Source organism: uncultured Kushneria sp. (genome assembly GCF_947497025.1).
GTDB lineage: Bacteria > Pseudomonadota > Gammaproteobacteria > Pseudomonadales > Halomonadaceae > Kushneria.
In genome coordinates, this window is sequence record NZ_CANMFC010000004.1 from 252,217 (window position 1) to 273,772 (window position 21,556).

General features: G+C 61.2%; 28 protein-coding genes. All 28 read right to left on the reverse strand.

The window, feature by feature from the left end; translation table 11 throughout:
* Positions 1-2: 2 nt before the first annotated feature.
* The 28 genes from Q0931_RS09555 to Q0931_RS09690 all read right to left on the reverse strand — a co-directional run bounded on the left by Q0931_RS09555 (position 3) and on the right by Q0931_RS09690 (position 21,470).
* The gene (locus Q0931_RS09555) at positions 3-905 is read right to left on the reverse strand and encodes a TIGR03749 family integrating conjugative element protein (protein WP_299259640.1); all 903 of its coding nucleotides are present in this window, start codon (positions 903-905) and stop codon (positions 3-5) included.
* Positions 902-1,597, reverse strand: a complete 696-nt coding sequence (locus Q0931_RS09560) for a PFL_4703 family integrating conjugative element protein (RefSeq protein ID WP_035474330.1) — start codon at positions 1,595-1,597, stop codon at positions 902-904. Before Q0931_RS09560 ends, Q0931_RS09555 begins: the two co-directional genes overlap by 4 nt.
* A complete protein-coding gene (locus tag Q0931_RS09565) occupies positions 1,587-2,009 on the reverse strand; it encodes a TIGR03750 family conjugal transfer protein (protein ID WP_299259644.1) in 423 nt (140 codons plus the stop codon). Before Q0931_RS09565 ends, Q0931_RS09560 begins: the two co-directional genes overlap by 11 nt.
* Before the next feature lie 15 nt (positions 2,010-2,024).
* On the reverse strand, positions 2,025-2,390 hold the full coding sequence (locus Q0931_RS09570; RefSeq protein ID WP_035474328.1) for a DUF2976 domain-containing protein: 366 nt from the start codon (positions 2,388-2,390) through the stop codon (positions 2,025-2,027).
* Between the two features lie 100 nt (positions 2,391-2,490).
* Positions 2,491-2,724: a TIGR03758 family integrating conjugative element protein gene (locus Q0931_RS09575; RefSeq protein WP_035474326.1), complete on the reverse strand. Its 234-nt coding sequence runs from the start codon at positions 2,722-2,724 to the stop codon at positions 2,491-2,493.
* The gene (locus tag Q0931_RS09580) at positions 2,724-3,095 is read right to left on the reverse strand and encodes an RAQPRD family integrative conjugative element protein (protein ID WP_299259649.1); all 372 of its coding nucleotides are present in this window, start codon (positions 3,093-3,095) and stop codon (positions 2,724-2,726) included. Before Q0931_RS09580 ends, Q0931_RS09575 begins: the two co-directional genes overlap by 1 nt.
* 162 nt (positions 3,096-3,257) lie before the next feature.
* Entirely contained in the window at positions 3,258-3,962 is a 705-nt protein-coding gene (locus tag Q0931_RS09585; protein WP_299259651.1) for a TIGR03747 family integrating conjugative element membrane protein, read from the reverse strand.
* Positions 3,949-6,126 carry a type IV conjugative transfer system coupling protein TraD gene (gene traD, locus Q0931_RS09590; protein ID WP_299259653.1) on the reverse strand — a complete coding sequence of 726 codons (2,178 nt, stop codon included), beginning with the start codon at positions 6,124-6,126 and terminating at the stop codon, positions 3,949-3,951. The genes Q0931_RS09585 and traD overlap by 14 nt, the downstream gene beginning before the upstream one ends.
* Complete coding sequence (locus Q0931_RS09595; protein ID WP_299259655.1) at positions 6,123-8,168, reverse strand: PcfJ domain-containing protein; 2,046 nt, start codon at positions 8,166-8,168, stop codon at positions 6,123-6,125. Before Q0931_RS09595 ends, traD begins: the two co-directional genes overlap by 4 nt.
* A gap of 14 nt (positions 8,169-8,182) precedes the next feature.
* On the reverse strand, positions 8,183-8,755 hold the full coding sequence (locus tag Q0931_RS09600; protein ID WP_299259657.1) for an integrating conjugative element protein: 573 nt from the start codon (positions 8,753-8,755) through the stop codon (positions 8,183-8,185).
* Between the two features lie 9 nt (positions 8,756-8,764).
* A complete protein-coding gene (locus Q0931_RS09605; protein ID WP_299259659.1) occupies positions 8,765-9,538 on the reverse strand; it encodes a lytic transglycosylase domain-containing protein in 774 nt (257 codons plus the stop codon).
* A 3-nt stretch (positions 9,539-9,541) separates the two neighbouring features.
* A complete protein-coding gene (locus Q0931_RS09610) occupies positions 9,542-10,258 on the reverse strand; it encodes a TIGR03759 family integrating conjugative element protein (RefSeq protein ID WP_299259661.1) in 717 nt (238 codons plus the stop codon).
* A gap of 10 nt (positions 10,259-10,268) precedes the next feature.
* Positions 10,269-11,183, reverse strand: a complete 915-nt coding sequence (locus tag Q0931_RS09615; protein WP_299259663.1) for a hypothetical protein — start codon at positions 11,181-11,183, stop codon at positions 10,269-10,271.
* Complete coding sequence (locus Q0931_RS09620; RefSeq protein ID WP_299259665.1) at positions 11,173-11,754, reverse strand: PilL N-terminal domain-containing protein; 582 nt, start codon at positions 11,752-11,754, stop codon at positions 11,173-11,175. The genes Q0931_RS09615 and Q0931_RS09620 overlap by 11 nt, the downstream gene beginning before the upstream one ends.
* A gap of 382 nt (positions 11,755-12,136) precedes the next feature.
* The gene (locus Q0931_RS09625) at positions 12,137-12,910 is read right to left on the reverse strand and encodes a hypothetical protein (RefSeq protein WP_299259667.1); all 774 of its coding nucleotides are present in this window, start codon (positions 12,908-12,910) and stop codon (positions 12,137-12,139) included.
* A gap of 84 nt (positions 12,911-12,994) precedes the next feature.
* Positions 12,995-13,237, reverse strand: a complete 243-nt coding sequence (locus Q0931_RS09630; RefSeq protein ID WP_299259669.1) for a hypothetical protein — start codon at positions 13,235-13,237, stop codon at positions 12,995-12,997.
* A 75-nt stretch (positions 13,238-13,312) separates the two neighbouring features.
* Positions 13,313-13,897 (reverse strand): hypothetical protein, encoded by a 585-nt coding sequence (locus tag Q0931_RS09635; protein WP_299259671.1) that lies wholly within the window; start codon positions 13,895-13,897, stop codon positions 13,313-13,315.
* A 255-nt stretch (positions 13,898-14,152) separates the two neighbouring features.
* Positions 14,153-14,281, reverse strand: coding sequence for a hypothetical protein (locus Q0931_RS09640; protein WP_268249114.1), 129 nt, complete (start codon positions 14,279-14,281; stop codon positions 14,153-14,155).
* Positions 14,278-14,508: a hypothetical protein gene (locus tag Q0931_RS09645; RefSeq protein WP_035474312.1), complete on the reverse strand. Its 231-nt coding sequence runs from the start codon at positions 14,506-14,508 to the stop codon at positions 14,278-14,280. Before Q0931_RS09645 ends, Q0931_RS09640 begins: the two co-directional genes overlap by 4 nt.
* Before the next feature lie 119 nt (positions 14,509-14,627).
* Positions 14,628-15,164, reverse strand: coding sequence for an STY4534 family ICE replication protein (locus tag Q0931_RS09650; protein ID WP_189445226.1), 537 nt, complete (start codon positions 15,162-15,164; stop codon positions 14,628-14,630).
* A gap of 789 nt (positions 15,165-15,953) precedes the next feature.
* Positions 15,954-16,817, reverse strand: coding sequence for a hypothetical protein (locus Q0931_RS09655; RefSeq protein ID WP_299259676.1), 864 nt, complete (start codon positions 16,815-16,817; stop codon positions 15,954-15,956).
* Positions 16,814-18,733: a DNA topoisomerase III gene (locus Q0931_RS09660; RefSeq protein WP_299259678.1), complete on the reverse strand. Its 1,920-nt coding sequence runs from the start codon at positions 18,731-18,733 to the stop codon at positions 16,814-16,816. The genes Q0931_RS09655 and Q0931_RS09660 overlap by 4 nt, the downstream gene beginning before the upstream one ends.
* A gap of 70 nt (positions 18,734-18,803) precedes the next feature.
* On the reverse strand, positions 18,804-19,223 hold the full coding sequence (locus Q0931_RS09665) for a hypothetical protein (protein ID WP_299259680.1): 420 nt from the start codon (positions 19,221-19,223) through the stop codon (positions 18,804-18,806).
* Positions 19,210-19,416, reverse strand: coding sequence for a hypothetical protein (locus Q0931_RS09670; RefSeq protein WP_299259682.1), 207 nt, complete (start codon positions 19,414-19,416; stop codon positions 19,210-19,212). Before Q0931_RS09670 ends, Q0931_RS09665 begins: the two co-directional genes overlap by 14 nt.
* A gap of 6 nt (positions 19,417-19,422) precedes the next feature.
* Positions 19,423-20,010, reverse strand: coding sequence for a hypothetical protein (locus Q0931_RS09675; protein WP_299259684.1), 588 nt, complete (start codon positions 20,008-20,010; stop codon positions 19,423-19,425).
* Positions 20,011-20,024: 14 nt separating this feature from the next.
* Positions 20,025-20,426, reverse strand: coding sequence for a hypothetical protein (locus Q0931_RS09680; RefSeq protein ID WP_299259686.1), 402 nt, complete (start codon positions 20,424-20,426; stop codon positions 20,025-20,027).
* Complete coding sequence (locus Q0931_RS09685; RefSeq protein ID WP_299259688.1) at positions 20,423-20,914, reverse strand: single-stranded DNA-binding protein; 492 nt, start codon at positions 20,912-20,914, stop codon at positions 20,423-20,425. The genes Q0931_RS09680 and Q0931_RS09685 overlap by 4 nt, the downstream gene beginning before the upstream one ends.
* Before the next feature lie 109 nt (positions 20,915-21,023).
* On the reverse strand, positions 21,024-21,470 hold the full coding sequence (locus Q0931_RS09690) for a DUF3158 family protein (protein ID WP_229809139.1): 447 nt from the start codon (positions 21,468-21,470) through the stop codon (positions 21,024-21,026).
* Positions 21,471-21,556 lie beyond the last annotated feature (86 nt).

A 21,556-nucleotide genomic window follows, 5' to 3' on the forward strand; every position in this document is an offset into this window, starting at 1 on the left:
TTTCATGAGTCACCTCCTACCCGAATGCCATCCTCGAAGGAGGCGGAGTCCCCGCCGTCGGATGAACCGTAGAGCGGTAATGCCTGCGCCAGGGGCTGGCCACGCGTCACGATGAAGGCGGTCGTGGTATCACGAACGCTACCGCGCTGGCCGAGCGTCGGATGCATGAAGGTGGCGCTATAGAGATCGCCCTGCAGCCAGCGTGGATCGAGTTCGAAGGCGCGCGAAGGGTCGCGATTGGAAAGCCGCACCGCCGTGACCACCCAGCCGTCGAGTTTCCACGCAGCGATTGGCGTAGCCGTCACCGGCAGCGCTGGCAATAGCGATGGCATGCGCTCGGGCAGTCGCATGGCCACGCGATTGATGCCACGAACAGGCTCGATGGTGCGGGTCGGCGCGTAGAGAGACTGTGCCGCGTAGCGAGTCAGCACGACCGGGACGGGGGTGTGACCCTGCGATGCATCACTGGATTGCCGATCGGTTTTCTCGGAGGACGAAGTGGCGTCAGAGGCACTGCTGTTGGCATCGGCGGATTCGCCATCCGGGAACACCACCTGAATTTCCTCGTCGCTCGCCCCGTTTTCTCTGGCCGTGAGGTCGAACAGAACGACCTCGTTGGTTTCGACGTCCTGAATGCGAACGCGCTGCGTGTCGAAAGGCTTGTTCGCCTTGAGATAGATCGCGCCGCCGGCACTCTGCACCCGCAGCGTCTCGGCATCAGCGATCTCCCGGGGCAGTCCGACGCGCACGTTGCGATCCAGCACGATAACGCGCTCGCTACCGACGGGCAGGTCGACGGGCAGTGGCTTGCGGTCCCAGTGCAGGATCTCGACGGCCTGCGCCTGGCTCGCCACGAGAAGCGCCACCAGGACGAGACCGTGGCGGAGGATCGAGATTGGATTCATGGCTGGGCCACCTCGCTGGAAGAGTCTTCATCGCTGTCGTCGTCGGCATAGCCCAGTCGCTGAGGCACGCCGGCAAAGCAGCCTTCACTGGAACCGATCTGCAGGCCCCAGGGATTACTGTCGGGATCGTTGTCCACGCGACTGACGTAGACCGGATAGCGGACGTAGGCGTCCCTGACGGAGGTGCCGGCATAGGATTCGCTGACCCCCATGTCGAGCGTGGCGATCCAGTGATCGCGATCGATCACACGCACGCCACCCGGGCCGTTGGGCGACTCGTTCTGGAACCCACGACCGGGAATCTCGTAGATGCCCCTCACGCGCCCTTTCAATTCACCGCGAGAGCGGCGCTGCTCGTATTCGTTCTGGAGATAGTTCTTGCACGCCGGCGTCAAAAAGGTGCCGTAGGCGTCGATATTGCGTCGATAGTCGGCTTCGCCATTGGCGGGCCAGCGGTTGAGGGTCTGCCAGACGTAAACCGCGAAGGTGTAGATGTTGGGCTCGGGGACTTTCCACCACTCACGCGTGCTGCCCGTGCGCAAGTCGGGCGGGGTATAGACCGTCAATCGATCCGGCGCGGTCTTCCAGCCCCAGAAAAGCCCCGCGCAGATCAAGACGAGAATGCCGATCGCGGCGCGCAGCGACGTGATGTGCGCGTCGCGCGCCGACAAGGCATGGCGCTTACGACTCATGATGGATCCCCTGATGACGCTGGCGACGACGGGGTTTTCTGACCACCGGACGTCGCACCGGATCGCGGCGAATTCGCCAACGAATCGATTTCTGGATCAGCTCGCTGCCCCCGGGCACCGGGATGCCCATCTTTTCCAGCTGCCACTGGATGCGGCGGTAGACCCAGGAGGTGGGGCGCCCCCGTCTCAGGCGGCGCATGAAGGTGCCGCCGAACCACAGAAACAGAGCCGCGCCCAGGAACATGCAGGTCGGAACCATGGCCCCCATGCCCACGATGGCCCAGCCGACGATCCCGACAGGGATGAAGAACACCAGACCCGACGCGGCGCAGATGACCAGCTCCTTGCCGGTCATGCCGCGAAAGACCACGGGCGTGGCGTTCAGGCGAGAGGGAATGAACTCGATGGTCATGGCCCGACGTCTCCCTCAGCCGCCCATGATCGGATCGCCGTAGTTCGCCAGCCAGATGACGACCACGATCATGAGAACACCGAAACCAAGCACGGCGCCGAGGACACTCCACTCGCCGCGTTTCTTGGACTCGTTGAAGGCCCAGATGAGGCCGACGATATAGACGAGGATCGCGAATGCCGCGAGCGCGATGAAACCAAGGCTGAAGCCCTCCTGCCCAACGCCCTGGATGGTTCCGAAGAGATCACCGTCGGCCCCCTCGGTGATGCTTTCCTGCTGAGGCAGTGCGGCCATGGCGACCGAGGGCAGTGCCATGAGAGCGGCTGCGGATGTGTTGAGCGCGCCTCGAACGCGGTGGAAAAGATTCATGATGGATTTCATTGCTCGGTTCTCCTTGGGTCACTTGCTGGTTGGATTACCAACCGACCGCCATGGCGTGGGCGGACGGCGCTGCCCCGACTGGGGCGTTCTGCTGCACCCGCTAGCGCAGAAGCAGCCAGAAAAGAATCACCACGACCATCACACCCCGTATAAAGCTCCAAGACATGACCCACTCGCCGAAGCGGCCACCCGTCCAGCCGCGCCAGGCGCTAATGGTCAGCCAGGTAAGCCACAACACAGCGAGCGCACAGCCGACACTGGCGATCAGCAGGTAAACGGTATCGGGGCTTGCGCCCGCGCCGGCCTCGAAGGCGGTACTGGTCGAAACGGCCATTACTGCCCCCGATCGTCGAGATAGTCGCCGTCGAGCGGCCGAGGCTGACGCGGCAGCAGACGATCCGGCGCGAGATAGGCATCGATACCGCTGGTAATGGAGTGCAGGTCATTGCGTAGACGTGGGATGTCGAAGTACACCCGAGTGGATTCGGGGTCGGCGTTCTGCTGTCTGGCGTCGATGCGATCGACCACGACCTTGATCTGCTCGATCTGGGTCTGAATCAGGTCCAGGTCGCGGCGCTGGATCTCGTCGATGTCACCGGCATGGGCAGACGGCGACAGGCCGCTGGCCAGTGCAAGTGCAAGTGCAAGTGCAAGTGCAAGGCTCGAGACCAAAGGAAAGGAAGAAAAACGTTGGCGCACCGTCATGGTTGAGTCCCGTCGTGAGTGGTGACGACATGACCTCATGGTCGAGGCAACTCACCCGGGGATCAGCCGGAAACGTTAAGCGAAACAGCGGGGTATTCTTGATAGGTTTTTAGAAACCCGGCTCGCTGTGGCGAAGCCGGGTAAAATCCATTACGAGGTCGCTCAGAGGTACTTCTTGAAGCTTGATGTGGCAATGGCGATCATCATTCCGAACAGCAGCGCACAGGGCAGCAGAAACAGGTTCGGGTGGATCGAAAACGGCAGCGATAGATAAACCAGCCAGCCGGTCAGGAAAATCGGTGTCACCATGCGCTTGGCATGGTGATAGATGAACGCCGACTCACGCCCCGCACCGAAGCGACGCAGATCGCGACTCACCAGACCGTCGGTGAATCCGACCAGCGCAGCCAGCACAAACAGTGGAGAGGTCAGAATCAGGATGACGCAGCGTGTGAGCGTCATCAGAGTGACGTACATGCCCGCCTGCAAGTAGGTCTTGACCACACCAAGCCACCCTTCCGAGTCGCTACCCGATTCGGCCCAGGCGGCAACGCCCGACTTCACGAACAGCCACTGATAGCAGGTATCCACGATACGGTTGGCAAATTCGACCGGTGCCGACACCAATAGAGAGCGGGTGAATTGGCTGTCCAGATACCCCATCTCGGACACCATCGTCTGATAGGCATGATCGGATCCCGTCTGACTGAACCAATCGAAGTAGATACCAATCCACTCGATCACGATCGAGCAGAAGATCGACACCACGACGATGGCCATGAGCGTGAACGGCAGCTTGAGCAACGTACCGACCAGGCCGCTGCGCTTTTTCTCGGCGCGGTGCGCCGGTGCCTCATCCCTCGCCATGACTCACCTCCCCGGCTCCGCCATCCACCACGACGGCATCACGCTCGACCGGCTCATGCAGACTCGGCGGATTGCTGAAGTCCATATGAATCGGCGGCGGCATGACGCCCGTCCACCACTGATCGCCCGTGGCGTATTTGGCGCGCATGCGACCCGCGATGTCAGCCACGTCCTTCGGCACGTCCTCGGTCTTGTCCGGCAACGGTAGCGGCATGCGGATCTTCCAGAGCTGGCCGCCCTCGAGCAGCGCGAAGGCCTGCCCCTTGGGGAGATTGATGACATCGTTGGGCGTCAGCATCTCCACGGACTCGGTGCCGATGCGGTCGCCTGCCGAGGAGCTGAAGTCCTGGTCGCTGTTCACGTCGGCGTTGTCACTGGCCATCGACACCATCAGCCGGGTCGAGACGTTCACCTTGGCCAGCTGGTCGGTCAGCAACCGCGCGGTGCGCTCCTCGCGCACCCTCAACATGATCAGGTTGTTGAAGTTACCCACCACCTGGCCGGCCTTCGCCGTGGAGCCGATCCGCGCTTCGATGTCCGAGAGCGTCTGGGTATAGGCGGTCACCTGGATGCCGGCGCCGCCGCCTTTGTTGATCAACGGGATGAACTCGTCGCCCATCAGCTCGTTGAACTCGTCGCAGTGCAGGTTGATCGGCAGCTTCTGGCTCCCACCCTCCCCGGGCAGGCCATCCTCGGACCCGAATTTGTAGATGTGACCGGCGACCGACACGATGTCGGCGAACATCGAATTGCCCACCGCCTGAGCGACCTCAAAATCACTCAGCGCGTCGAGCCCGACGTAGACCACTCCCTTCTTGCGAATGATCTGCTGCCAATCGATGACCGGACGCTCGTCCTCGATGTCGTCGTAGTCCGGCGAGAGCAGCTCGGCGATCTTGCCACTGGTCAGCTTCTCGAGCAGCGGCAGAAGCGATGCCACGATCTTATCGAAGTAGGTCTTGTCATAGCGCACGGCGGAGAGCAGTCCATCGAGCACGGGATCGCTCAGCGACTCGATAACGTCCGGCTGTTGCAGGTACTGAACGATCGCGACCACCCGCTTGTGGCGACCCTGCAGGTTACGCGGCGTGTTCTTGTCGTTGATCTTCCCCTCGATGTCGGTGATCTTTTGGTTCGACCCTGGAAGCTGCTGCTCCAGCATCTGCTGGACGTACTGCATCAAGGGCGCATCGATGTTCACCACATCGGCCAGGATCTGGCCGTAGCTCGGCCGCTCACCCAGGGCATGCCGGGCGCGAGCCACGATGTTGACGAAACGCCAGGCGAACTGGCGAAACGCGGCAGAATTGCCCTCGCCGGAGAGCTGGCCGGTTACGCGGGTCGATACTTCGGATAGGCGCGAAAAGCGCCCCACGGCGTTGTAACGGCACGAGACGTCCGGCCAGCCCAGATGGAAGATGTAGAACTCGTCACCCCGTCCAGCCTTCTGGGCCTCGGCGTACATGCGCATCATCAGATCCGCGTCCCCCTTGGGATCGAAGCAGATCGTGATGTCGCCGCGCCGGATGTCCTGGGTGATCAGAATCTCGGCCAGACGCGTCTTGCCCACGCGGGTCGTTCCCTCCACCAGGGTATGCCCCACCCGCTCACCGAGCGGCATCCAGACATCGTGCTCTCGCCACTCGACGGCATGCAGCGCCGGCCGCCCGCCGACCGGTGGTAGCGGCCGGACCGGATTGAACATCGAGTCCCAACGCAGCAGCGCGGCGATATGTTGGCCGACTGCTCCGCCCTCCATCGACTGCTCGAGACGACGGGCGCGCTGATACCAGGGGCTCGGCTGAACATACCCCTTGGCGGCGGGCTGGGCCGCTTCGTGCAGCCGCTGGGTGTGCTGGGCATCCCATTTGAAGCCCTTGCCCAGCCACAAACTCCGCCGGCTCAAGGGCACCTTGCGCGCCGGCAACGCGAAGCGCGGCAGGCGACGCATGTTACGGCGATAGCGCAACACGACCCATGCCTGACGGAATCGCCAGGCGCCGAAGGCGGCAAAGCCCGCTGCCGTGGTGATGCCAACACTGGGCGCCAGTGCCAGCGACCAGGGTGCCCAGATACACAGGACGACGCAGCCGGCGCAGATCCAGACGGTGTAAAGCTCGACGGCGGGTCGCAGGAGGGATTCGAGGGGGTGATTGCTGCTCATGCGGCTCGCTCCACCAGGGACTGATTGAGTGCCGCGATAACGTGCTCGGCGAAAGCTCGAGCAGCACTGGACACGTGTGTATTGCAATAGCTGTAGAGCTGGTTGAGCTGAAAACCGCCTGCCCCGAGATAAACGCCCAGCGTGGCGCGGTCCGCTTTTTCAGCGTCAGCGGCAGTGGGTACGATCGAGAAAACGAGATAGCCGCCATGATGGCAGTTCTCGTCATAGACGCTGACACAGTGGTGCATCACGTCACCCTCGATACGCAGCGCTTCGCTATCGGTTAGCGGCGTCGCCACGAAACGATCCGTCTGAATGGCGTCGATGGGTGACGACCAGGTGAGGTCTTGCGATAGCGCCCCATCACCCAACCCATCACGCTGCTGATCCTCTCGCCGTCTGCGTGCTTCCGCCTGCACGTGCTCATGCCAGGTATGGGAATGCCGCTCGATGGCAGTCCAGTTCATGTTGTGGTCCGGGTAACGACAGTCGTGGGACAGGCACCAATCGCTGGCCTGCTGGAGACTGGCCTCGCCCTTCGCCTTGGATCGCATCAATTCGCGATACCCCTGATCCCGCCAGACCGTTAGCCGCTCGGCGACCCAGGCGCGCCCCAGGCGCATGACCGCTGGCTGCTTCAGCTTGTCGAGCGCGAGTGACGCGTCACATCGTGCAAGGCAGTGCTGCATCAATATCAATCCCGCCCTGATGGCGAGCATTCGGGCGGCGGGACGACGGTCGGTAGACGGCGCAAGCGCCTGCAAGAAGATGATCCATTTATCGATGTGGCCATGGGCGCTGCCGAAATGCTCCGTCAGCTTCGCCCATCCCAGTAGAATCATGGCCACGCAAACTTGGGAGGAATCGTTGAGGAAACGAAAGCTCGCCGGCCGTTCCAGGCTACAAAGCCGCCGATCGCAACGAAGCGATCGCCGATCGACGGGCGCCGCCGATCCCCCCTGACGGACCCAGAGCTTGCGCGAGAACAAGTCGGAGCGTTCCCAGTGACGGGGATGAATCCTGGACAGCATGGGCAACCATTGCGGTCTTTCGCTGGCGATACGTTCCACCGCGTCGATATTGGCCTGAACCCGCAGCACCTCCCTCAGGTAAAGACACGCGCGTGTCCCCTCGATGCGTGACGCCAGGGAGACCGCAGGTCGATCCAGTGCGTCGTGCCACAGGGCGGTCATCAACGCCTTGACGCGATAACCACCCAGCGTCTTGAGCTGGGCATAGGAGCGCCCTTCGCCCAGGTTCAAGGCCCGAAGGTCGCCAAACTGCGCTTTTACCGTGGCCAACCGTTGCATCACCGTGCGTTCGTAATCTGCCTTGCGTTTCTCGTTCTCGGCGCATTCATGGCAGTGTTCGGCCCCTCTCGGCTGCCACTCCTCTCTAGATCCGACGTCGACAGCAGTCGCTCTGCGATCATTCCAATCCGTATGGCAGGTCACACAACCATCAACTTCCATGGGGTAACGGACATCCGACAGTATTTGCTGCTCCAACGACTGATCGTTGGCGAGTATCGAACACGCCTTCGATAGATCACGGCGATCCCAACGAATCACCAGCTCGCCATGGAGATAGTCGTACGCGGACGTCGGCAACCGAAGTGCCTTCGACGCTTGACGGAAGACTTCATCGAAGGCGTCCCCGATGAGACTTTCCCAGGTGAAAGCCAGCCCCCCTTCTGCTGTAACAGGCAACAGTTTCAGCTCTGGCCAGCGATCCAGATTTCGGTCCCGTCGCCAGCGGCCACTCGCCAGATCGAGCCGATAGGTATGTGTCTCTCCCGACGTCGTGTGCCGGATCTTCCACAACCCCAGGAGGATGTGGTCGGTCTCACCACGCCTTGTCACTTCACGCCGGATCAGTCGAGTCGCATTGTATTCGGCCAACCAACTCGCCATGAGCTTCATCACGTGCGACCACATCAGCTCGACTGCTTTCTCCCGTCGCGTGGTGCTGCGCTTGTAGCGTCGAAAGCATCGATCGACTGACGCCATCAGTGAATGCTTGTCGGGCAGTGGTGACGTCACCGGTTGTTCCCCGCTCATTGTTCAATACCCCGCTGGCTGATCAGCGCGGGGTAATGTCGAAGGCCAAGTCGCTCGGCTAGTCCATCACCGGAAACGGGGCGAAGCTCGAGCCCCTGGGCTGCATCGCGCAGAGCCTGTAGGGACGGCTCATCGGCTACCTGCACCACCAGCCCCACCGCGTTCATCTCGCGCAGGATGTCGCCGCGCTGGGCAAGCCACTGACGAGATAAGTCGTCATCACCAACCAAAAAGACGGGCGTGAACCCGCCTGGCAGGTCCAGCTGACGCGGCGTCACGGTGCCAGGCGTCAACTGCTCGCTCTCGAGCGGCAGCATGTCCTGTTCTCCAAAGGGCCGGGCAGGACGCGCCTCGCCACCCAGCTGCGGTGAGTAGCCTTCCTCCTCACCGATCCCGGCCCCCTTGATCGCCACGTAGTAAGGTCGGGCCGGCTCGCCCCCGTGATCGGCGATCACGGTCAGCTGAGGCAGCCCAGGGGGGCGCTCGGAAGAAGTCTGAGCCCATGTAGATGTCGACAGCAGCGCTATCGCACCCACTGACAGCAGGCTGAGGCAGCGTGTTTGTTTCATCGGGGTCTCCTATCGGACTGCGACTTCGGCCATCCAGGGCCGCTGCTCTGGCGTTACCCAGGTGACGTCGGTCTCGGGGGTGCGTGGGCCTGGTGTCACCCAGATCAGCGCCTCATCCGACGCTGTTGAGTGGTCACTTTCCACTGAGGCCAGGGCTGGTCGATGGGATCGCTTCGAGACCGGCGTCTGACGTGCAGCCATCCGTGCCGGCGAGTCAATTTCTAGAGAGGGGGATGTGCCGAGCCGAGCCAGCTCCTGACTCACCACGGCGCGGTAGCGCTCGGCGGGACGGCCACCTGCTGGACGGTGATAGCGACCGGCAGCGATCAACCAGTCACCGGCATCATCGAAGTGAGCGCGTATGAGTGCAGCCGCTTCATCGAGATTGGCGTAGGGATTCAGCCCATCGCAGGGATCCGCGAAACGCTGGCCAGCGCCGAACAATTGCGGCTGCCAGCGCACGTTGAGCTGCGCGATCCCCACGTCGACGATCTGCGTCGTCTCGAGCGCGTCGGTCAACGCCCGGCACGCGGAGGTTCTATCGCCGAAGCGCATCGACTTGCCGGCGACATTCAACGTCCAGGGCCAGGGGCGACGCCCCGCGTCGAGACTCACGACCGACTCGGCGCTGGCCACGGCGTAGAGCACCGCCGGCGGTACACCATGATCCTCGGCGGCGACCACATAGGCTGATGGGATGTCGGGTTGCTCGGCATGAACCAGGCTGGCAACTACCGCCGTCACCAGCCCAGTCAGTGCAGCTTTCAACGCGCGCGAGATCATTGCTTAGCCCCTCGGCGCGACACGCGGCAGTTCACTGCTGTCGACGTTCAGCGAGCCACCATGGTTGAGCGTCACCGTGCCGGCACGCACTTTCGCCGGTGGGATGCCGACCTGAGCCGCCCAGCTTCGAATGCGATCGTCGTCTCCGTTGGAATCCAGGACCCAGATGTCCATGGCCGCACCGCTGTTCAGCAGACGCTTCACGGTCGCATCGCATTGGTCACACCCCTCGGTGGCCACCACCACATTCAGGCGCTGGCTGGATGCCGATGGGTTGCTGCCGAACACCGATCGGGTCGCGTCTTCACCATCTCTTGTGGAGAATGAGTTGACCGGCATGTCGTTGGGATAAAGCCGCTGCCAGGCGTCGTCGTAGGCGCGTTGAAACGCGAGTTCCGCCTCGACGCGGGCGCGCTCGGTTTCAACCAGCTTCTCGGCGTACTTCTGACGCTCGGCCTGACTGCGAGCTTCCAATCCCAAGGCGGTCAGTGGATCCAGATCGGGAGACCAGGTGCCACGCGGCCCCTCCATGATCGACTCATAGCGTCGATACTCTTGCTGGTTCAGGCCCCAGGCCTCGGCAGCCCGTTGGCTGCTCTGCTCCAGGCGCGTCTGATCGATACGCGTCGACTCGCTCTCTTGCCCTTCCTGAGCCCACACGGGCAAGGCCGTAAACAGCAGCAGCGCGATAGCCAGGCGTCGATTGCGATTCAGCGTCATGGGGCTCTCCTCAAGGAACCGGAACGACCACGGTCTGGCCGTTGATGGTGAACGCCGCCGAGTGACCCTCGATCGACGACAGATGCCACTGCCCGATGTTCTGCCCCTCACCGACCAGACGTAGATCGCTCAAGCGCCCGGCAGCCCCGGATGCCACGGCGAGATAGCTGCGCCCGCCGCGCAGCTCGACGCCCGACACCGAGAACGGCGGTGACGGCGGCTCGGGTTGACGTCGTGTCTGACGTTGAGAGCTTGGCTGGCTTTGCTGGGCACTGGTCTTCTGGCTGGCTCGGAGCTTGCGCACCTCCTCGATCGACGACTCGAGCGACTGCTCTTTTTCCTGCGCCGCACTGAATCGCACGTCCACGGAGCTGGACAGCTCATCAAGGCGATGGGAGAGCGCTTGGACGCGCTCGGGCAATGCCTGCAGCGGCGAGTCCCGTCGGCTCGTCTCGAGATCGTCGAGGCGTGACGCGATTTCGCCAAGGCGGTTGCTGGTACCTTCGGCCTGACTGCGACGCTCGTCCTGGCCGCTCTGCAGCTCTTCGATCCGCACGCGCAGTTGGTCGATGACCTGCTGTTGAGACTGTAGCCGAGACTCCAGCGTTGGCCCCTCCGGCTCCGAACCGGCAAATAGAACGAAATAGATGAGCCCCAAAACAGCGAGAATCCCAAGCCCCAGGAGCGACAATCGCAGCGGACTCCAACGTCTGCGACTCTCTGCGTAGGGGGTGTAATTTGGCGCCTCGTGACCGGGTTCCTCGCGGTTGGCGTCACTGAAGTCCTGTCTGTCGTCATCATCGTGATGGGAAAACGAGGGTTCGCGACGACCGACGCTTCCCGTATCCGAATCGACTGGCGCTTCTGATCGAGGCTCCTGCTCCGGATCACCGGAATCGACGGGCCGCTGGCGATCATCCGTCATGACCGGTCTCCTCAATCAGCCGCTGATCGCGTACCTGGTAGCAGATGGTTCGCGCGATGGGGTCGGCCTGAACCTCGAAAGCGCTACCGGCGAGTACCTGCAGGGCTTCTCTCAGGGGCATCGGCCCCAGGCGGAAGTGCGCCGCCGGCAAGGGTCGGCTGTAGAGCAGTTGCTGCGGTTCACCCTGGGGAGCACAAAGGCTGTAACCGGTGTGCTGCAGGGTGTAGCGCAAGCCATCCTCCACCGATGGGCTCATGGAGGCAGGGATCGAGACATTGACGGTCTGCTCGAGGAGGTTGCGCTGCTGCAACGTGGCGTTGGCCGTGACCAGGGCGTAGCGCCCGCCTCGCATCACCTCGACTCGTGACGCATCGCGATCACGATAGACGTCAGGCTCGACATCGTGGGTGGGCTGATCCAGACCGGTGGCCACGACGCGGGCATGATGCCCTTCCTTGTTTCCCGCAAGGGCCAACTTCTCGGCGTCGGGATAGTCGGCGGCCAGGCGCTCGCTCTCGCTTGGCTGTGGGGATGGTTGCTGATGCGCGCAACCGGCGAGCAGCGCAATCAAGAATGCTAAGGGGACGACACTGGTTTTCTGGAAGGGATACATCGAGTTTGGCCTCGCGCGGTGAACCTGAATGATCGTGATCGGGTTCACCGTGCCGAAGCCCACCCGCACTCGCGACGGGAAATGTTAATTGCACCGGCAGGGCTTTTGCAGGCGGTCGGCGACCTCACCCAAAAGGGATCACCGAAGCCTTGAGCTATTTCTTTCAAGGGCTCTATCTATTGCGACGCGTTGGCCCCATGATGCGCGCCAGGGACGATACGACCCCAGGAACACCGGCAAGGATGCGGTCGGGCAAGGACGCCACCTCACCGTCGGTCCGGAGTACTTTCCACCCTGGCTGACAGCCAAAAAAACGCCCCGGGGGGCGTTTTGAGGTAAATCACTGGAAGTAGGTGGAAAACGAGGTCAGGATCTCGTCGTTGAGTGACGCGCCCAGCCTGCCAGCGCAATAGATCAGCGCACTCTGCTGATCAGGTCGATCGGCGATCCATTTCAACCCACCTAACTCATTATCGCGTCGAAAGATCGACCAGCTGGCCGGCTCGAAGGGATCCGGGCGATAGCCGATCTCAAGACAGTCGTCCGGGCGGAGCTCGCTACAGACCACGACATCGACTGCATTGGGGCCATAGCCCAGGATCCGCAACAGCGGAAGGCCATGACCGCATGCAGTCATCCCGATCGTGTCGAGCACCTGACCATGCCATCGACTCCCCTTGGCAAACCGTTGCGCGATCGATGCCACGGCCTCGGCATCCGATCGAAACGGGCCATTGGCGCGGGCCACGACGGCATAGGCGCCATCCACGACATCCAGATACCAGCCCTCGTGTTGAGGAAAGAATATCGGCCAGCCAGCATCGGCCAAGGATGTCGCCAGACTTGCCGCCGTGTCCGAGTCCCACTCGGGTCGTGACAACTCGGCACGAAAGCGCCGAATCAGAATGTCTCGAGCATCCTGGTCGTCAGCGGTACCGCCGAGGTTGAGTTCCTCGCACAGTTTGTCGATGTTGACCACATCCAGACTCTCGCCCCCGATATCCTGAATCGCATCGGGTATGTCCCATCCGGACGTGCGCTGTAACAGCCTCAGCGCGGCCAGAATGACATCGACGTCTTCCTGGGCCAGCTGATAGGAGAGAGTATCGCTCATGGAATTGCTCCTTCGTGTATCGATTGGAAAGGAGCCACCCCCTCGGGGCGTGGCCCCGAATGGGTGAGTAGTCTCGGTAGAGACTTAGATCAGCGTGACCCGCGTCATCGGACGAATGGCGAAAGCGTCAAGCGCCTTCTCGGGTGTGTCACCGGAGAAGGGCCGACCCAACGTATCGAATACGATCCAGGGACCGTGGCCATGATCGCGCTCTATGTCGTATGCCAGGCGCAGATACCCGATCGGGCACGCTGGCCAGGCAGAAGCGCCCTCGTAGACACTGTGTGAATCACCGGCCGAACCGGGTTGCAGGCAGTAGGGTTGCATGTGGGTGGCTCCTCGAGAGAATGGAGCCATCCCACCGGGAAATGGCCCCGGGTGGGAGAAGAAACGTTAAGTCAGTCAGGCAGCGTTACAGTCGTGACTGGCCTGTGGTGGATCGATCACAACGCGATCCCAGCGATAACGCCACATTCGCCCAGTCGCGTCACGGCCTATGAAGAATGTCGAAGTGTGAGCACGTACAAAGTCGATCGTGATAACAACATCACCCTCACGACTGCTTCCCAGATGATAGCGAAGCCGGTCACCCGGTCGAGATTGACTAGCCAGGCGGCGACGACGAGCTTTCGCCTTCCTCAACGTCCGACAAGCCTCTCGCCAGGCGACGGCCTCAGGACACTGAACATCCGATTGCTTGAGTAATCGCTCTGGACAGTCCTTCACATAAGGCCCCATCGACTCATCCATATCCTTGTACCCCCAGGCGCGATCACCTGAGCAGCCCGAGGCCGGCGTCGGCCCCTGCAGCAAGAACACAGCGATGAATCGATAGTCGTCTACTCGATTGTGAAATACGACGTAGAGCACATTGCCTCGTCGCGAATGATCAAGGATCTCGCATCGACTCGGTTCATGCTGATGCTCCAGCAGCCAGTCGATCAGTTCATCACGAGTCTCGGTTTCAAAGGGGAAGGTGTAACCCATGGGGAAATCTCCAATAAAACGGGAGAGCCCCCCATATCGGGAGAACTCTCCCGTAGGGAAACAAAAACAGCCTCCCGAAGGAGGCTGTCATGACGTGTAAGAATCTGTCTGAATCAGCGTTTTCGTTTTCGTCGCGCTTCCAACTTGCGATGCACGTAGTAGGCATAACCGCCGGCAATCGTCATCGCAACGGTCAGAACGACAAAAATCGTGCCAAGCAGCAGAGTCGCAGAATCCATCAGGCATCAGCTCGCATCAGTGATGCCGATGCTTCTGGCGTTTTTGCAAATCCTTGAGTACCAGCCAGGCGTAGCCCAGACCACCGATCGAGAGAATCAGGAACGGAGCCATTACGGCTGCAAACCGCAGGAATTCATCGTTCATTGGCCATCAGCCTCCTTGGCTGCGTCAATGGTTTGATTGATTCTAACCCTCAATACGACAGCGACCAATACCACGACAGTGGCAATACCCCCACCCAACACCGCATAGGCGAGTTGAATCTGGTGGGCAATGACACCGCCAAGTATGCAGGCCGCTACGATGGTTGAGGCGATGCGCTCGATTGCCTCAGCGATGGCAAGGCCTAGCGCGTGGTTTTTCTGCTTCATAGGCGTATCTCCAGAATATCGCGCCGAGATACACCGCCCGATCGGGGAGTGAATCCCCGGGCGGGTGGAATGAAAACCGTCACTGACGGGAAGCGAGCTTCCCGGTAAGTGAGGTGGAATCAGATGACCGCTTCGGCGGCGCCGACCGATCCGCTGACAACGGGTTGGGCAGGCGCATCGGTTCCCTGCGACGCTGTTTCGCCAGCCTGGGCACTGGTGGGGGTCGACGCGGTTTCGTCACGCCGTGGCGCTTCATAAACCTTGTCGCCGTCCACTTTGGCCCAATTGACGAACAGTAGACGCGCCTTGAGGCTCACGGCTGTTTCACCAGCGCGATCGCCCTTGGTCCGCGTGAACAGATCGGGATAGAGATCGCCGAGTTTGAAACCGATCAGGATCTTGGGCTCGTTAGTCCCTTTCTCCTTGCGATCGGCCACGGTTGCGGCGAATTTTTTGACCAGTTTCTCCGCTTCGGCCCCACTGACGCGGCAGTCGAAACGGCGATACTCGACATCATTGGCAGGGCCATTCAACGCGGATATGTCGCAAGCCCAGAAGGCATCGCCACGCTTGGGCGTGATCTTGCGGATCCGATTGACGTAGCCAACGCCGGTGATATGGAGATCGAAGAACTGGTTATCGGTCGAGTTAGACATGGTGTTGCTCCTTGGATCGAGGTACGGGAATCCAGAAGACACACCATCCCCATCGGGGAAAGTGTTCCCCCGGATGGGTGGTTCGGCGCGAGGCCGAGTATTCGGAAGTGGCATCCAGCTCAGATGAGCGCCGTCTCTCGGGATGCGTTAACGGCTTCGGGAATTGCCCGAAGGCAAAAGGCGTCACTGATGACCGTCAGTGACCAGCGGCTTACATCGACAGGATTACGCCACTTCTACCCGGCGTCAACCCCAAATCTCGATCGTCAATCGCAAGCCGGGGCAGCGAATTCTCGCCGCCTCGCCTTGGGATTGAGGACCAGCACTGCGCGTCCAGTCGGCTACCGATACCGGTTTGGGTAGCAAGTATGAATCAGCCATTATGCCGGCCATCGGCCATGCCCCTCGTAGTCATGGTGACGATTGCCGCTGCATCCGGTCCCGAATCATGGCGATGGACCGATACGGTTGTGCGCGGATCCCCGCACAAAGGGAGCCCAGGGGTCAGGCGGTGGGCGCCGCCACGGTAAAGACAAGTTCAACCGGCCAGCGAGGCACCTGTGACGAGATGCCTGGCTGGCCGGTCGAAATGGGCTTGAAGAAATGGTCGACGACCGGTCGACCTGAAACATAGGGAACCTGGAACCCGCATACACGCCAATGTAGTGCAAGCGGAGCCTGCGAGGGGGTGCGCTCTTTCGCCAGGTGATAGCGCTTTGGGTTCGGACCCAAGGAGAGTCCAAAGGGACCAACTGATGACCGTCAGTTGGCAACGGGGTGCAAGAGCAATTATCGAGGAGTGTCAGCGATCTGGCAAGGAGCAACGGCTGCCTCCGTGCGCGCCCTGAACCAGCAGCCCCACTCTCGAGTGCGTGGATACCCCAGTCGATCAAGATGCGGAGGTATCGCTCCCCGGGCGCTGCGATCGGTGCCGTAATGATGGCCACCCTTCTCGTTCAGGTAGTCGATGATCTGCTCGATATGGCGCTCCTTGTCCGGCTCCGATGACAGAAATTCGTCCACCATGGCCATGGTCCGTTTGAACGGCGTCATGTACTCGGTCTCTCCCCCTTTCGCTCCCGGCTGAGCGATACGCATGTCGGGATTGAGCTGGTCGATCAACCGATGTGCCGATCGGCGCGCGCCCGGTTGAATGCGTGGCGCGATACGCCGAGTGATGCTGTAGCGCTGCGGGGAAATCTCGACCTCTCCACCGTAGCGGATTTCCACGGCGGGCTGCTTCTCGATCGACATGAGCCCGATATCGAACTGTCGCAGCAGCCACCACAGCAGATTGTTGGACCGATATTGAGGCCGTTTGCAGGCGACCCAGATCAGATGAGGCATGCCCGCCTGCTCCGGCCGCGAGTGTGTTCGCCACCGGCTAGCCTGTTCGATCACACCCAGCGTCAACGTGCGCTTGCACTCGAAGACCTGGCAGATTCCCCGGCGCGTCGCGATGAGATCGGGGCGGCCCGCGAAGGTCTCCAGTACCACCTCGGGATAGGTCTCCCAGGATTGAGCGCGCAGCCGTTGATCGACTACCCACGCGATTTCCGTCTCGGTCATTTCCTTATCGAAGGCACCCGGCTCCTCGCCAGTTCCGGCAAGATACTCGGTGCAGTTGGACTCCCACTCATCGTGATGCATCACCCCTGTCCTCCCTGAGCTGTCCTGGGCTTCGATTTGCGGCGTGGCTTCGCCCTCGGTGCTTCGGGGAGATTCAGCTGGGGACGCTGAAGCGCGATACCGATGAGCTTGTCGAGCAATGTGCTTTGACGCTCCATGAAATCCTCCAGCGTCATCGCCCCCTCGGCGACCTGATCCAGCGCCTGCTCCCACAGGGCTGTCATCCCCGGGTTGCTGATCTGAGGTGGCAATGCCGCGATGAGACCCTGGCCAACCGGTGTCGAGACGATCGTGCGCCCTTTTTTCCGGATGAAGCCTCGCCTGAGCAGCGTCTCGATGATGCCGGCGCGTGTCGCCTCGGTACCGATGCCGGCACTCTCGCGCAGTCGCGCTCGTAGCCGCTCATCTGTAACGAACCGGGCCGCGTTCTTCATCGCCGAGATCAGCGCACCCTCGGTAAAGGGCTTCGGCGGTTGGGTCTGACGATCCCTCACCAGTAGATTCCGTACCGAACAGCTCTCCCCCTGACGGAGAGGCGGGAGCGCCTGCGCGCCGGAACCTTCTTGCTCCTCGTCGTCACCGTCCTGCCCTTTGCCCTTCCCTCGGGGGAAGAGCACCTTCCAACCCTCGACCTGTACCTGTCGGCCCGAGGCCACGAACGTCTCGCCGGCGAGATTTAGCCTGGCATCGGTCTGGTCAAACTCGTGGGCCGGCAGGAACTGCGCCAGGTAGTGGCGACGGATGAGATCGTAAACCCGGAACTCCTCGTCGCTCATCCGATCGATACGGCAAGGCGCCGTGGTGGGAATGATGCCGTGGTGAGCTGTGATCTTGCTGTCGTTCCAGACGCGGCTCTTGAGCGTCTGGTCAAGTCGACCGATCACCGGGGAGAGCTTCTCATCCGAATGCAGGAGCGCCGTCACGACGGCCCCGACCTCGGACAGCATCGATGTCGGCAGATAACGGCAATCGGTACGCGGGTAGCTCGTGGCTTTGTGGGTTTCGTAGAGGGACTGGGCGATGTCGAGAACCTGCTGGGCACCGAAGCCGTATCGCTTCGAGCACTCCTGCTGCAGCGTGCCGAGATCCATCACCAGCGGCGCCGACTCTTTTTTCCGTGACGTCTCGATGGCCGCGACAGTCGCCGCCGCGCCCTGGCATCGGGATGCGACCGCTCGCGCCGCTTCAGAATTGACGCATCGCCCCTCCTCGTCGAGCCAGTCAGCGTTGGCCGGCAGCCACTTTGCCTGAAACGAACCGCCCTCCGCCTGCAGGTTTGCCACCACCTCCCAGAACGGTTTGGGGACGAAGTTCGCGATCTCCTGGTCACGTCGGACGACAAGCGCCAGCGTGGGCGTTTGCACCCGGCCGACTGACAGGACGCCCTGATGACCCTGCTGCTGAGCCAGCACCGAGAACGCGCGGGTCAGATTCATCCCAACCAGCCAGTCCGCCCGGGAACGGCCCAGTCCCGCCTGGTACAGCGGATACGTCGACTCTCCCGGACGGATGTTGGCCAGCGCCTTGCGAATGGATGCCTGGTCGAGCGCAGACAGCCAGAGGCGAGAAACGCGACCCTGATAGCGGCAGGCGTCGAGGATCTCGCGACCGATAGTCTCGCCTTCTCGATCGGCATCGGTGGCCACCACTACCTCGCTGCACTGCTTCAGCAGCCCCTGGATCACCTTGAACTGCTTACTGGCATCCTTGCGCACCGTGTTTTTCCACTGCGCTGGACGGATCGGTAATGACTCCAGCGACCAGCGCTTCAGCTCGGGATCGTAGGCTTCAGGAGGGGCTTGCTCGAGGAGATGGCCGAAGGCCCAGGTCACGACGACTCCATCGCCCTGGAGACAACCATCGGCTTTACGGGTCGCCCCCAGAACCGCGCCAATATCACGCGCCTGAGAGGGTTTTTCGCAGAGAAACAAACGGGACATGACACCGGGCCTCACAGAATGGGTATGGCCTCAGCGTGACGGGCTGGATCAGGGGATTCAGCGGGGAATGTTAATCGAGCTGGAGCAGGTAATGGGCGTCGTCGATGATCCAGGCTTCCGCATTGCTGTGGGCAGCGCCGCGTGTGTTGTCCTCGGCTACGCAGGCGATCTCGGGGTGTCGTGTCAGCGCCAGAGCCAATCGCCGAGCCAGCGATCCACTGAATGGAATGTCAGCATCAAGCCAGAACCACTGCGCCGACGAAACGTTGTCGATGGTGATCACCTCACCATTGAGCCAGCGCATCGGGATCAGGTAATGCCCCTGACCGGGCTTGAGAATCGTCGGCTTGAGCAACATGCCATCGGGAGCAAAACGGCAATCGACCGCGTGATCGATGACAGCCTGAATGTCCGATTCGATCCGCGGGCGACGCCCCGGCAGGGGGCGAATGAAAAACCGCTGATAAACCGCTGCCTCAGTCTCTTTCACCCTTGAGTATCCCTAGGTCGATCCACTCGACGACCGTTTCGTCGCTGATTCCATACTCTCGCATCAACGCCTTGAGCTGAAGACGACACTCGACGACCCGGCCGGTCTCTTGCGTGTCGTCGAGTTCCCGCAGCATGTTGCCGAGCTGCTCGTCCAGACTCCAACCATCCTTGATGGTGAAGAAGTTGGGCATGAGCGATCAGTCCAGCGCAGCGTTCAGGCGCTGTGTCAGCGCAGACTCCATGGCATCCCCGTCATACAGGGTTCGCTTGTCAGCAGGTGCCCAGCTGTAGTGGATGCGCGAGCCCGAGCCGCTCTTCTCGATCTGAACCCGCTGCAGAATCGAATATCGTGTTCCACCAAGGGTCTGCCGACCGTAATCGCCGAGATTGTAATAGGCCCCCGGTGTGCGGTCGTGCTTCCAGGCCACATCGCCCATCTGCATTTTGGCCGTCGTGCTCTCCGGGCTCTCGAAGTCGTTAGGCGAGCGGAATCCCATCGCCGACTTGATCCGAGCATAAGCGGTATCGACATCGACGCGGGAATCGATATCGACGGAACCACTTTGACTGCCGAGGCTCTTGGCGTCGACCGTCTGTCCCTCGGCATTGGTCGCCACCTTCTGCGGCGTCTCGCTGGGATCGTAGTTCAGCGGTTCCCCCGTGACCGGGTTATCGAAGCAAGTGACGCATACCCCGTTCGAATAATAGTGATCCTGTGCCGCACAGCCGGACAAGGCCACCATCCCAGCCAACATCATCCATCGTTTCATACTCACCTCTGCCATTAGGCGCTTCGTCGTTAATTGGATTCGCCGGCCGCTTTTCGTTGCTGCTGCAGCTTTTTCTGAATCAATTCTTCGGATCGCTTGCTCTCACAGTCATCTCGAATGTCGGCAAGTTCGTCTCTGGTCACCGGTCGTTCCGCTTGACTCAAATGACGTCTCAGAGACGTCGCGACACAAGGGGTGCTGTTCAAACTCTCTTTCACTTCCGAATCAGACAATGGCTGTTCCAGGTGGACCTCCCAGGCCAACAATGCGCCACCAGCAATAAAGACCCCACCCATCAAAAGCGCTTTACTAAACGTCGCTTTCACAGAGGCGAGATTTTTCTTATCACCTCTCGAAACCCACAGGTCGTATCCTGCGACAGCGATAAACAACAGCCCTACGACTACTAAACCGACAGCCGCGTAAATCACGAATCGCTACCGCTTGAGCTTGCTCCGGATTCCATCGGGTTAGCCCACTCTCCTTCGTCTCCGGCGGACTTGGAATACGCCCCCTGGGGCGAAGGCGGCTGACGAGGTATCTGCTGTCCCTGAGAGGGCTCGAGCACGACCTGGGTGACGCGGAACGGCAGGATACCGATGCGAACGGCCTGCACCTTGAACTGCGACCGGCTGTTGCCCTCATTGTCCTGCCACTCGTCCAGCACCATGCGGCCCGAGACCATGACCCGCATGCCCTTCTGGTACAAGCGAGCCCACTGTTCGACATCGCGATGCCAGATCTCGACGTTCGCCCAGAACCCGCCCTTATCGACATTGCCGGTATCGGTCGGCACCGGATTGTCGAAACGGACGTTCAGGCGCATGACACCACGCGGTGGCTGATTGCCATTGGGGGAGAACATCTTCACTTCCGGATCGGAACCGATGTTCCCCTCGCCCATGAAATGCGTGCTCATATGAACCTCCTGAATCGAATGGATGCCCGGCTACAGTGGCGGCGAGCGGCAAAGGTCGTCAGCGGGAAACGTTAAGGCCGGCGTCGCACCATTCCCGTCCCAGGGTGAGTCAGACCATGGCCTCGACTTCATCAAGATCGTTGAGCAGGCGGTTCAGGCGATCGACCTGGCGTGTGGCCGCCGCGATTTTGGCATTGAAGATTGCGCGCTCGGTCTCGATCTCGACCAGTTGACGTTTCATCCCTACCGACACGTCGCCGTACTGGAGCACGGCCTCGAGAAGGCGTCGCCCCATCTGGGTCTGCGCCTTGTCGCGCCATTGCACTGCGCGAACTCGTCCCCCGCTGTTGTTGTGCGGTTTAAGCCAAAGCCCCGCCTGAACCACCGTGCGGTTGTAGCGGTTGGCAAAGTCCGCCGCCTCTTGCCACATCCGACGACACTCCGCATCCAACTCATCCCGAAATCGAAGAATCTCCCCTTTACCCTTAAAGGGTTTTAAAAGGCCCTTTGCGTACTGATTCAGTGCAAAGTCCTGACGCTGTTCCAGTGCAGTCATCGCGCTCACGGTCCTTTCCTGTTCTCGTTGCAGATACTTGGTTGCCTCACCGATCCTGCGGAAAGTGTTGCCAGTGGCAACACCCT

What these genes read in the sequence shown, in the direction of transcription:
- Q0931_RS09635 (WP_299259671.1), bottom strand. Translation starts at nt 13,897, where the DNA reads ATGGGTTACACCTTCCCCTTTGAAACCGAGACTCGTGATGAACTGATC.
- Q0931_RS09660 (WP_299259678.1), bottom strand. Translation starts at nt 18,733, where the DNA reads ATGTCCCGTTTGTTTCTCTGCGAAAAACCCTCTCAGGCGCGTGATATT.
- Q0931_RS09685 (WP_299259688.1), bottom strand. Translation starts at nt 20,914, where the DNA reads ATGAGCACGCATTTCATGGGCGAGGGGAACATCGGTTCCGATCCGGAA.
- Q0931_RS09555 (WP_299259640.1), bottom strand. Translation starts at nt 905, where the DNA reads ATGAATCCAATCTCGATCCTCCGCCACGGTCTCGTCCTGGTGGCGCTT.
- Q0931_RS09640 (WP_268249114.1), bottom strand. Translation starts at nt 14,281, where the DNA reads ATGAACGATGAATTCCTGCGGTTTGCAGCCGTAATGGCTCCGTTCCTG.
- Q0931_RS09570 (WP_035474328.1), bottom strand. Translation starts at nt 2,390, where the DNA reads ATGAAATCCATCATGAATCTTTTCCACCGCGTTCGAGGCGCGCTCAAC.
- Q0931_RS09600 (WP_299259657.1), bottom strand. Translation starts at nt 8,755, where the DNA reads ATGAAACAAACACGCTGCCTCAGCCTGCTGTCAGTGGGTGCGATAGCG.
- Q0931_RS09575 (WP_035474326.1), bottom strand. Translation starts at nt 2,724, where the DNA reads ATGGCCGTTTCGACCAGTACCGCCTTCGAGGCCGGCGCGGGCGCAAGC.
- Q0931_RS09630 (WP_299259669.1), bottom strand. Translation starts at nt 13,237, where the DNA reads ATGCAACCCTACTGCCTGCAACCCGGTTCGGCCGGTGATTCACACAGT.
- Q0931_RS09650 (WP_189445226.1), bottom strand. Translation starts at nt 15,164, where the DNA reads ATGTCTAACTCGACCGATAACCAGTTCTTCGATCTCCATATCACCGGC.
- Q0931_RS09565 (WP_299259644.1), bottom strand. Translation starts at nt 2,009, where the DNA reads ATGACCATCGAGTTCATTCCCTCTCGCCTGAACGCCACGCCCGTGGTC.
- Q0931_RS09610 (WP_299259661.1), bottom strand. Translation starts at nt 10,258, where the DNA reads ATGACGCTGAATCGCAATCGACGCCTGGCTATCGCGCTGCTGCTGTTT.
- Q0931_RS09615 (WP_299259663.1), bottom strand. Translation starts at nt 11,183, where the DNA reads ATGACGGATGATCGCCAGCGGCCCGTCGATTCCGGTGATCCGGAGCAG.
- traD (WP_299259653.1), bottom strand. Translation starts at nt 6,126, where the DNA reads ATGAGCAGCAATCACCCCCTCGAATCCCTCCTGCGACCCGCCGTCGAG.
- Q0931_RS09560 (WP_035474330.1), bottom strand. Translation starts at nt 1,597, where the DNA reads ATGAGTCGTAAGCGCCATGCCTTGTCGGCGCGCGACGCGCACATCACG.
- Q0931_RS09585 (WP_299259651.1), bottom strand. Translation starts at nt 3,962, where the DNA reads ATGGCGAGGGATGAGGCACCGGCGCACCGCGCCGAGAAAAAGCGCAGC.
- Q0931_RS09690 (WP_229809139.1), bottom strand. Translation starts at nt 21,470, where the DNA reads ATGACTGCACTGGAACAGCGTCAGGACTTTGCACTGAATCAGTACGCA.
- Q0931_RS09670 (WP_299259682.1), bottom strand. Translation starts at nt 19,416, where the DNA reads ATGCCCAACTTCTTCACCATCAAGGATGGTTGGAGTCTGGACGAGCAG.
- Q0931_RS09645 (WP_035474312.1), bottom strand. Translation starts at nt 14,508, where the DNA reads ATGAAGCAGAAAAACCACGCGCTAGGCCTTGCCATCGCTGAGGCAATC.
- Q0931_RS09605 (WP_299259659.1), bottom strand. Translation starts at nt 9,538, where the DNA reads ATGATCTCGCGCGCGTTGAAAGCTGCACTGACTGGGCTGGTGACGGCG.
- Q0931_RS09625 (WP_299259667.1), bottom strand. Translation starts at nt 12,910, where the DNA reads ATGAGCGATACTCTCTCCTATCAGCTGGCCCAGGAAGACGTCGATGTC.
- Q0931_RS09580 (WP_299259649.1), bottom strand. Translation starts at nt 3,095, where the DNA reads ATGACGGTGCGCCAACGTTTTTCTTCCTTTCCTTTGGTCTCGAGCCTT.
- Q0931_RS09675 (WP_299259684.1), bottom strand. Translation starts at nt 20,010, where the DNA reads ATGGCAGAGGTGAGTATGAAACGATGGATGATGTTGGCTGGGATGGTG.